The sequence below is a fragment of the Mycolicibacterium agri genome (assembly GCF_002553505.1).
Taxonomy (GTDB): Bacteria; Actinomycetota; Actinomycetes; order Mycobacteriales; family Mycobacteriaceae; genus Mycobacterium; species Mycobacterium agri.
This window is the reverse complement of the sequence record NZ_PDCP01000136.1, coordinates 1-9,455: the sequence shown is the minus strand read 5'-3', so window position 1 is coordinate 9,455 and position 9,455 is coordinate 1. Positions and strand designations below refer to the sequence as shown.

Annotated in this window: 10 protein-coding genes and 1 pseudogene; 7 read left to right on the top strand and 4 right to left on the bottom strand. The window is 66.9% G+C overall.

The window, feature by feature from the left end; genetic code table 11:
* Nucleotides 1–77 precede the first annotated feature (77 nt).
* The 3 genes and pseudogenes from CQY20_RS32135 to CQY20_RS35795 all read right to left on the bottom strand — a co-directional run.
* On the bottom strand, nt 78–482 hold the full coding sequence (locus tag CQY20_RS32135; RefSeq protein ID WP_097945130.1) for a hypothetical protein: 405 nt from the start codon (nt 480–482) through the stop codon (nt 78–80).
* Between the two features lie 104 nt (nt 483–586).
* A complete protein-coding gene (locus CQY20_RS32130) occupies nt 587–1,180 on the bottom strand; it encodes a class I SAM-dependent methyltransferase (RefSeq protein ID WP_097945129.1) in 594 nt (197 codons plus the stop codon).
* Nucleotides 1,181–1,345: 165 nt separating this feature from the next.
* Nucleotides 1,346–1,498: pseudogene (locus CQY20_RS35795) on the bottom strand ((2Fe-2S)-binding protein); the annotation flags it as partial.
* A 187-nt stretch (nt 1,499–1,685) separates the two neighbouring features.
* On the opposite strand from CQY20_RS35795, the gene CQY20_RS32120 reads away from it, so the two are divergent.
* Nucleotides 1,686–2,174 carry a DUF309 domain-containing protein gene (locus tag CQY20_RS32120; RefSeq protein ID WP_097945127.1) on the top strand — a complete coding sequence of 163 codons (489 nt, stop codon included), beginning with the start codon at nt 1,686–1,688 and terminating at the stop codon, nt 2,172–2,174.
* A gap of 3 nt (nt 2,175–2,177) precedes the next feature.
* On the opposite strand, the gene CQY20_RS32115 is transcribed toward CQY20_RS32120, so the two are convergent.
* A complete protein-coding gene (locus CQY20_RS32115; RefSeq protein ID WP_097945125.1) occupies nt 2,178–3,644 on the bottom strand; it encodes an MFS transporter in 1,467 nt (488 codons plus the stop codon).
* Nucleotides 3,645–4,010: 366 nt separating this feature from the next.
* Between CQY20_RS32115 and CQY20_RS32110 the strand changes: the two genes are divergently transcribed.
* Genes CQY20_RS32110 through CQY20_RS32085 form a run of 6 tightly spaced genes read left to right on the top strand, consistent with a single transcriptional unit; the run spans nt 4,011 to nt 9,237 of the window.
* The gene (locus tag CQY20_RS32110; protein WP_234816514.1) at nt 4,011–4,562 is read left to right on the top strand and encodes an isochorismatase family protein; all 552 of its coding nucleotides are present in this window, start codon (nt 4,011–4,013) and stop codon (nt 4,560–4,562) included.
* 23 nt (nt 4,563–4,585) lie between these two features.
* Nucleotides 4,586–5,344, top strand: a complete 759-nt coding sequence (locus CQY20_RS32105) for a maleate cis-trans isomerase family protein (RefSeq protein WP_097945132.1) — start codon at nt 4,586–4,588, stop codon at nt 5,342–5,344.
* Nucleotides 5,341–6,159, top strand: a complete 819-nt coding sequence (locus CQY20_RS32100) for an alpha/beta fold hydrolase (RefSeq protein ID WP_097945123.1) — start codon at nt 5,341–5,343, stop codon at nt 6,157–6,159. The genes CQY20_RS32105 and CQY20_RS32100 overlap by 4 nt, the downstream gene beginning before the upstream one ends.
* A 9-nt stretch (nt 6,160–6,168) precedes the next feature.
* Nucleotides 6,169–7,209 (top strand): 2,5-dihydroxypyridine 5,6-dioxygenase NicX family protein, encoded by a 1,041-nt coding sequence (locus tag CQY20_RS32095; protein WP_097945121.1) that lies wholly within the window; start codon nt 6,169–6,171, stop codon nt 7,207–7,209.
* A gap of 50 nt (nt 7,210–7,259) precedes the next feature.
* The gene (locus CQY20_RS32090) at nt 7,260–8,486 is read left to right on the top strand and encodes a 4-hydroxybenzoate 3-monooxygenase (RefSeq protein WP_097945120.1); all 1,227 of its coding nucleotides are present in this window, start codon (nt 7,260–7,262) and stop codon (nt 8,484–8,486) included.
* Between the two features lie 43 nt (nt 8,487–8,529).
* A complete protein-coding gene (locus CQY20_RS32085; RefSeq protein ID WP_207767360.1) occupies nt 8,530–9,237 on the top strand; it encodes a GntR family transcriptional regulator in 708 nt (235 codons plus the stop codon).
* The last annotated feature ends 218 nt before the right edge of the window (nt 9,238–9,455 follow it).

The following is a 9,455-nucleotide window of genomic DNA, read 5'->3' as shown; positions in this document are numbered from 1 at the left end:
GCCAATGTTCTCAAGCAGGACAGGCACTTCCGTGCATTACAAGCCGTGTCAACGGCCCATCTCACGAAACGTTCAGGCTAGAGGGTCGCCGTCACAGGGCCGAGCATCTGGCAGTTGTCGGCGGGCAACGTCGGCACGATGATGCCGCAGCCGCGGCCGCGCGACGAGTACGTGGCCCCGGGCGTGTAGGGCTCGAAGTACACCTGGGCGGTGTCGGTGCCCTGCATGCACGCGCCGCCCGGCTGGCCCTGAAGTTCGATGCAGGCGACGCTCTGATACGGGCTGGCCGCGAAGCCGCAGACGGTCGCGGTGACCGTCGCGCTGACCTTGCTGACCCCGTCAACCTGGACAACCTGCGGGGGAGTGATCGTGAACCCGCACGGCGACGGCGGCCAGGGCTCGGCGGTGGCGGCGCCAGCGCCGGCGAGGCTCGACAGCGTCAGAGTCGACGCCGCGAGAAGCGCCGTGACGAGTCGGACCATGTTCGGATGGTAGTTCAGGTTCCGTTGTCGCGAAACGGAAAACGCGCAGCGAAACTACGAGAAAGGGCCTGCGCGGATTCCGTCTTCGCGATGGGGAGAGGGGGTCAGCGCCGCCACCGCAGAAGGTATCGGTAGTAGAGGCCACGCGTGATCTGCGCACCCGGCAGCACGTCGTCGACCGTGCGTCGGATCTCCGACAGGCACTCCTGCGGGTCGGTGACGACGACGCCGATGTCCCTCGTCTCGCCATGCAGGCGGGACGCGATTCGGTTGACGGGCAGGCACGCCAGCGCCCATAACCAGTCCGTCGCCGACTTGTTGGCTGACAGCCCGACGACTGCGATTTCGCCGGTGGGCGTGAGCAATTCGCGTGCCTTCGTCAGTGCCGAACGCATGTCCATGTGGTGCAGGCTGGCGACGAAGGTGATGAGGTCAAAACGAGCCCCGTCGGATTGATACGCGTCGAAGTCGGCGTCGACGACGGCGACGTTGTCAAGGGAAGCCAGTCGTGCGGCGGCTCGCGCGGCCGCATTCGCGTCGGGCTCGATCGCGGTGACGAACGTTGACACCGGCGAAAGGCGTTGCGCTAACAGGCCGTCCCCGCAGCCGACGTCGAGCACGGTGCCGCGGTGTTGCGACGCGATGTCGATGAGCCACTTATGATAGGCGGTGTTGTGATTCCAGTAGTCGACGCTCATGTCGTCGATCCACTGTAGGGGTCAGCCGACCGCGGTGTTCACCATCGCTGCGTGCTGGCAGTCGCTGTCGCAGCCGCCGGTGCAGGTCATCCGACCGAACGCCGCCTTCTCCTCGGCGGCGTTGGCGCGGCGGTTCGGCAGCGCGTGAAGGTTCTCCGTCGTCCCTGCGGCGATGATGGCTCGCAGCGTATGGCGGCAGCGGCCGCAATCCGCGCCGGCGCCGCACGCCGCGGCGACCTGCTTGGAGGTCACTGCGCCGGTTGCGACCACGTCAGCGACCATCTCGCTGGTGGCGCCGGTGCAGAGACAGACGAACAACCGATGCCACCTCACAGTCGCGATCCTCGCTGACTTCCCCGGCCCAACCGAGAAAGGCAAACCTTACCTAACGAAGCGTAAGGGGTGTGCCCGGACAGAGGCAATGGGTTGACGCAAATTAGTGTGGTAGGCGCAGGTCAGCCGCCCGATCGAGGGTCTGCGAGAGCACGGGTGAGACAATGGCCGGGTGCCTGATCGGGATCGCGACGAGTTCGGCAAGGCACGCAATCGGCGACCACGAGACGCGCTGGGGCGGCCGCTGCCCTACGGCAGCGAGGGCGTCGAGCGCATCCCGGACGACCTGCAGCTGAGCGCCGCGGAGTCGCTCGACTACGCCCAGCAGCTGTTGGATCGCGGCCTGGCGTTTCACGCCCACGAAGTGTTGGAGGCGGCGTGGAAGAACGCGCCCGACGTCGAGCGCACGATGTGGCAGGGCCTGGCCCAGCTGGCTGTCGGGATCACCCACATCCAGCGCGGCAACCCCGTCGGCGCCGCCACGGTGCTGCAACGGGCCGCCGACCGGCTCGAGAACAGCGACCGCGCCAGCACGCACGGTGTCGACGTGGCCGGGCTCGTCGACCATGCGCGACGGCTCATCGACGACCTGACGCACCACGCCGACATCGGTGCAGCGCGATTGGCGCCCCGGCTTCGGGCCGAGGCGCAATCGGGCTGACGCTTACCGCACGGGTTGACCGTCTGGCGTAACCGCCAGGGGACCGGTGCGACGGACACCGAAGTACAGCAGCGCGCTCACCAGAACGAGCGCCGCGTCGAGGTAGATGGCGGCCACCCAGTCGCCGGTCGCGTCGCGCAGCGCACCGCTGACCACCGGGCTGGCGACGGCGCCGATTTCGGCGATCAGGTTCCACATCCCGAACGCTGCGCCGTGGTTGGCGCGGTCGACGAGGTCTGCGGTCAACGCCTGAGACATCGGCTGCACCGCGTTGAGGAACAAGCCCGTCATGAACAACAGCACGGCCATCACCCACAGCGTCGGCTCGCCCGTCGTCTGCAGGTACACGCCGAACAGCAGCACCATCACGCCCTGGCCCAGCGTCGCCGCGATGAGCAGGTTGCGCCTGCCCCAGCCGCGCTTGTAGGCCTTGTCCGACAACCATCCGCCGACGGGGAACCCGATGATGCCCGCGCCTGCGTTGAATGCCGCCGTCAACCCGGCCTTCACCAGCGATTCGTTGGCTGCCGAGGACACAATCGCCACCGACCAGTAGCCGAACAGCCAGATGCTCCACAGGATTGCGATCGCCGCGACGTAGATGAACGCGGTTTCCTTGTCGCGCAAGGCCGATGCCAATTGCCGGCCTTGACGGCGCTGCATCACCGCCACGAGGACGAGCGCCAGCGCCACCTGAGCGGCCGCCGCCAGCCATTCCGGCATGCCGAGCTGGTCGCAGGCCCAGAACAACGCGACGATCAACAGGCAGAACACCGCCGAGATGCTCGCCAGGCGCACGAACGGCGCGCGCAGATTCAGGGTGCCGACCAGACCCTTCAAGTACCGCCACATGAACAGCGACAGGATCGCCGTCGCCGCGCCGAACACCAGGAACGGAAGACGCCAACCGTGTGCGGTGCCGAGCAGATTCGCGCCGAAGTCCAGCAGGGGAGGAGTGGCGATGCTGGCGACGGTCAAGCCGAAGGCCAGCCCGGTGATCGCGACGCCCAGTCCCAGGCTGCGTTTGCTTTCCGGCGTGTGCGCGACGATCAGCGCGCGGTCGTTGGAGTAGAACGCGCCCTCGCCGAGGCCGGTGATGACGCGCATCGCGACGAACATGAGCAGACCGGCGATGACACCGCTGACCATGGTGGCGATGCCTGCCCACACGAACGACACCGTCAGCATCGAGGCGTGCCCGAAGCGGTCACCCAGATAGCCGCTGGGCAACTGGGTCAGCATGTAGCCGGCGAAGAACATGCTGCCGATGAGGCCGCCGAGCGCGTGCGGATGATTCGCGGCCTGCATGAAATCGATGTCGTTCTCGATCATCCACGTCACGACCGGCCCGGTGACCGCACGGTCGGCATATGCGAACAGCCAGCCGCCGAAGAGGACGAACCACAGCGTCCGATAGGAGCGTTGGCGCGGTGGCGCTACGGTCGTCCCGCGCTGATCGGCATCGAGCATGTCGGCCTCTCTTCGGATGGGTATCGCCGGAGGTCAGCAGCGTGGCCCCCAGTTGTGGCTTGGGTCTCAGTTGCAGCGACCGCCCGAGCATCGCGGATTTAATGCAAAACTGTCAAGAGAAGTTGGGAAAATTCTTACGACGGGCTGTGTAGAGCGGTGAAATAGCCGATAGATAAGCAGATTTGATCACTACAGGGGCCGCTGATGACCTTGCGTTGACAGAAGATTTAATTAAATTTAACCTCACAAAGTGCCGTGGGAACGCCGCCGGAAGGACATGTCATGACCGATGACCCGCAAACCCGTTATCGCCGTTCGGGTTTCAATGGTTCGGTGCGTCGCGGTCGTCGGCCTGTGGTTGTAGTGGTGGACTGCACGCGAGGCTTCACCGACCCGGACGCCGCCATCGGCTCGGACATGTCCGCCGAACTCGACGTCATCGCCGGCCTCATCCGCGAGGCGCGGCAGGCGGGTGCGCCGGTGCTGTTCACCGCCATCGCGTTTCCCGAGAACGTGCCAAATGTCTGGCTGGACAAGGCTCCTGGGCTGGCGATGCTGCGCGAAGGATCACCCGCGGCCGAGATCGACCCGCGATTGCCGCGCGAACCCTCCGACCCGGTCATCGTCAAGACCGGCGCCAGCGCATTCTTCGGAACCGATCTGGCGACAGTCCTGCGGGCGTACGGCGCAGACACCGTGCTGGTGTGCGGTGCGACGACGAGCGGGTGCGTGCGCGCCACCGCCGTCGATGCCGTCCAGTACGGATTTCCGACGCTGGTGATCAGCGACGCCGTCGCAGACCGCTTGCCGTCGGCGCATCACGCCAGCCTGATCGACATCCAGGCGAAGTACGCAGACGTCGTCGACGCCGCAGAGGCGACGAACTACCTGCGCGAGGTCGCGGCGGTCCACCAATGAGCAACGATCGCGAAAGGAACGCAATGCGCACCCGTCGAATCGGTTTGATCGTGCCGAGTTCGAACACCACCATGGAAACCGAACTGCCGGAACTGCTTCGCCGACATCCGTCCGGCGACCGCTTCACGTTCCACTCCAGCAGAGCCACGCTGCACACGGTCGATCCGGAGTCGTTGCAGGCGATGGTGGGCCAGGCCGATCGGTGTGCGACCGAAGTCGCCGACGCCGCCGTGGACGTCATCGCCTACGCCTGCCTGATCGCGGTCATGGCGCAGGGCCCGAAAGCGCACGAAGAGGCCGAGCGGCGGATGAGCGAAGCCGCGCAGGCGGCGGGTTGTGATGCACCGGTGACGAGCAGTGCGGGTGCGCTGGTGCGGTCGATCCACCGGCTCGGACTGTCCAGCGTCGCCGTCGTGGCGCCCTACGCGCCTCCGCTGACCGAGATGGTCGTGCGTTATCTGGCTGCCTACGACATCGAGGTGATCAACTCAATCAGTCTGAGCGTCACGGACAATCGCGCCGTCGGCTGCCTCGACCCGATGGCGCCGCTGTCGCACGCCCAGCAACTCGACACCTCCGGCGCCGACGGCGTCGTGCTGTCCGCGTGCGTGCAGATGCCGTCGCTGCCAGCGATCGCGCCGACCCAGGAAGCGTTGGGCGTGCCAGTGTTGTCGGCGGCAACCGCCACCGCGTATGAGATCGCCGAGGGTCTCGGCATCGAGCCGGTGATTCCCGACGCGGGCGCACTGCTCGACGGGCGAACCCCGAAGGCGGCGGCATGACGATCGAACCAACGGGCCGCAGCGAGTTCGTCAAAGTCAACGGCCTGCGCCTACACCTGTTGTGCTACGGCGAGTCGGGGCCGACGCTGATCATCGTTCCCGGTATCACGAGCCCGGCGCTGACCGCAGAGTTCGTCGCGATGGAGTTGGCGCGCGATCACCGGGTGGCCGTGCTCGACGTGCGCGGCCGCGGCCGGTCCGACGTCGCACCGTCCGGTGGCTACACGCTGGACCACTACGCCGAGGACCTCGCCGGGGTGATCGCGGCGTTCGGCGACGAAAACCCAACGGTGCTCGGCCATTCGATGGGGGCGCGGATCGCCGCAGCGTACGCCGCTCGCCACGGCGGCGGACCGGTGTTGCTGGCCGACCCCCCGCTGTCCGGGCCCGGCCGCGGCCCGTACCCGACGTCGTGGGAGTCGTTCAAGACACAGCTCGACGAGGCGCGCCGCGGCACGACGGCCGACGAGGTCCGCCGCTTCTATCCCAAGTGGTCCGAACGCGAACTGCTCATCCGGGCCCAGGAGTTGCCCACGTGCGACGAGACCGCCGTCTTCGAAACCCACCGCGGCTTCGAAACCGAGGATTTCCTGCCGTACTGGCGCCAGATCCGGCCGCCTGCCCTGCTCATCCGCGGCGCCGAGAGTCCCGTTGTCACCGCCGAAGGCGAGGCCGAACTGCGTCGGGAGAACCCCGAGATCCCGGTCGTCAGCGTGCCGGAGGCCGGACACATGATCCCGTGGGACAACTTCGCCGGGTTCATGGCCAGCGTCCGAGCGTTCCTCGAGTCGAGCACAACCACAGGCCAGCGATAGGAGGCTGCGATGGTCAACCAGGTGCAATTCACCGAACTGTGTCGGAAGCAATTGGAACTGTCCGCCGTTCACGAGGGTGAGACGGTCGCGGTGCTGTCGCAGGGCGAGGAGCGGCTGAACTACGCCGACGCCTTCCTGACCGCGGCACAGTCGTTGGGCGCCAACGCCCACCATCTGCGGCTGGCCGACCCCGGCGCCTCAACCGGGGCGTGGACCGTAGGCGCCTCGGGTCTGGCGGGCAACCCGGAAGCCGTCGAGGTGCTCAAGCGCGCCGACATGCTGATCGACCTCATCTTCCTGTTGTTCTCCAAGGAGCAGTTCGCGATTCAGGACGCCGGCACCCGCATCCTGTCGGTGGTGGAGCCCGTCGAACTGCTGGCGCGCATGTTCCCGTCACGGGAGTTGCGCGAACGCGTCGAGGTCGGCCAGGAACTGCTGGCGAAGGCCACCACGTTGCGCTTCACCAACAAGCTCGGCACCGACGTCACCTACCAGCTCGGCATGTACCCGACGCTGGCCGAGTACGGCTACAACGACGAGCCTGGCCGCTGGGACCACTGGCCGTCGGGCTTCGTGTTCACCGGCGGCAAGGACGACGGGGTTGACGGCCGCATCGTCCTCGCGCCGGGCGATGTGTTGTTGCCGTTCAACAGCTTTGTGCAGCGGCCGGTGGAGATCACCATCGAGAAGGGCTTCATCACCGACATCCGCGGCGAGCTGGACGCGCAGATGCTGAAGTCCTATATCGAATCGTTCAACGATCCGCGCGGCTACGGTATGTCCCACGTCGGGTGGGGCCTCAACGAGCGGGCCCAGTGGCACGGCCTGTTGCCGCCGGCGTTCGCTGGCGGAATGGGGATGGAGCCGCGTTCGGTGTACGGCAACGTGATGTTCTCCATCGGGCCGAACAACGAACTCGGCGGACCCAACGACACGCCATGCCATTTCGACATCCCGATGCGCGACTGCAGCCTGTACCTCGACGACGAGCCGATCGTCGTCGACGGCGACGTCGTGGTGCCCGACATGCAACCCAGCGCCCGCCGGTGATTGCGCCGCAGGACGCTCACCCACACCTTCGAACAGATGAGGAGACACCCGTGGTTCGCGAAGTGCGCACGACGGTAGCGATTATCGGTGCCGGGCCCGCGGGGCTCACACTGGCGAACCTGTTGCAGCAGCGAGGCACCGATTGCGTGGTGCTGGACAAGTTCAGCCGCAAGCAGATCCTGGAGCGGGCCCGCGCCGGGTTGCTCGAGAACCGCACGGTGGAGCTGCTGGATCGGCTCGGGCTGTCGGCGCGGCTGCACGCCGAGGCCGCCGTGCACCACGGCTGCGAGTTCCGTGTCGACGGGGAGAGTTTCTTCGCCGACTACTCCAAGATGTACGACGGCAAACCGCACTTCGTCTATCCGCAGCAGGAAGTGGTGGCCGACCTGCTCGACGGCTTCGAATCATCGGGCGGCACAGTCTATTACGAAACGCAAGCCGCCAAGGTGCTGCAGGTCGCCGATCAGCCACGGGTGGAATGCACCGACGGCACGGTCGTGCACGCCGAAATCGTCGCGGGCGCGGACGGGCAGTACGGCGCGGCCAGGGCGAGCATGCCGTGGGACGACATCGACGAGTACGTCATGCAGCACGAGTTCCGGTGGCTCACCCTGCTCGCCGAAGCGCCGCCGTCGTCGGACTGCACCGTCTACGCCCAGCACCCCAACGGTTTTGCGGGTCACCTTCTCCGCTCGTCGACCGTCACGCGATTCCATCTGCAGGTGCCGTTCGACGACACCGTCGAGGACTGGCCCGACGAGCGCATCTGGAGCGAATTGCGCACGCGGCTGGCCAAACCCGGCTGGACGCTGAACGAGGGGCCCATCTTCAGCAAGAACATGCTGGAGATGCAGAGCAAGGTGTGCGATCCTATGCAGCACGGCCGGCTGTTCCTGCTCGGCGACGCGGCACACATCATCACCCCGTCCGGCGGCAAGGGCATGAACCTCGCGATGGCCGACGCCGCCGAATTGGACTTGGCGCTGGCACGTTTCGCCGCCTCCGGCGACGAGAACGACCTCGCCGCGTACTCCGCGCACCGCATCCCGGACATCTGGAAGGCGCAGGAGTTCAGCCATGCCCTGCTGCACATGATGCACACCTACGAGCCGGGTTCGCCCGATGCGGCCTTTCGGCAGAAGCTTCAGCGGTCCCGGCTGTGGCAGCTGCGCCACTCCGCAGCCTACGCGCGCAATTTCGCCGAAAGCTACATCGGGCCCCCGCTGGGCTGGCCCTATTCGGTCGACGCCTACGCCAAGGCCCCAGCCACGCCGTGATACCGGCGTGGTCGTCGGCGGGCGCCGTGCAACGATGAGCGACGTGACCGAACGTCCACGTCGTAGGCGCCGCGCGACGCCGGAGCCGGCCGCTCCGCTGTCCGACCACGAGACGTTGACCGACTTTGCCGTCGACGAGATACGCAAGCGGATCATCCTCGGCTGGTACCCGGCGGGGATGAAGCTGCGGGTCGACGCGATCGCCAAGGAACTCGACGTCAGCAGGGTGCCGGTGCGGGAGGCGTTTCGGGAGTTGTTGGCCGAGGGACTGGCCGAGATCTATCCGCGTCGCGGAGCGGTGGTGTCGGAGATACGCCGCCAGGACGTCGAGGACGGCTACCGCATGCTCGAGATGCTGGAGGTGACCGCAGCCGAGCGGGTGGCCGCGATCGCGCCCGAGGCTACCGCCGAACACATGCGCCCACACCTGCTGCGGCTCAAGGAGTTGTCCGCCGATCCCGATCCGCTGGAGTACCTGCTGGTGCACCGCGCCTTCCACTTCGAGGTGTTCAAAGCGCTCGGCGACGGCATGCTGCAACGCACCACCCGGATGCTGTGGCACGCCTGCGAGCGCTACATCAACGCGTCGGCGCAGGGCCCCCGGTTGGAGCAGAGCTTCCACGAGCACGCCGAGCTGGTGCGCTGCCTGGACGAGGGCGACGCGATCGGCGTCGTCGCCATGACCCGCATGCACGTCGCACACGGCTGCCAGGCCGCGCTGCGGGGCCTGGGTCTGGTCGACGGCGAGTAGCCCTCTTGCAGCTACAGGCTTGTAGCGATCTGTGGCGGGCGGGGCGCCGGACTCGGTGCCCAGATAGGACCCGCGACCAACCGCAGCCGTCGCAGTCCCCGCGAGGCCTGCGCGTTCTGGCCGAAACGGGGCGCATCGGGGCTAGGAGCCTGCTGAATTAATCCCGCGTGGCGGGCGTGGTTCTGCTGGGGTTTTCGGGATGATTGACGGGTGCAGGG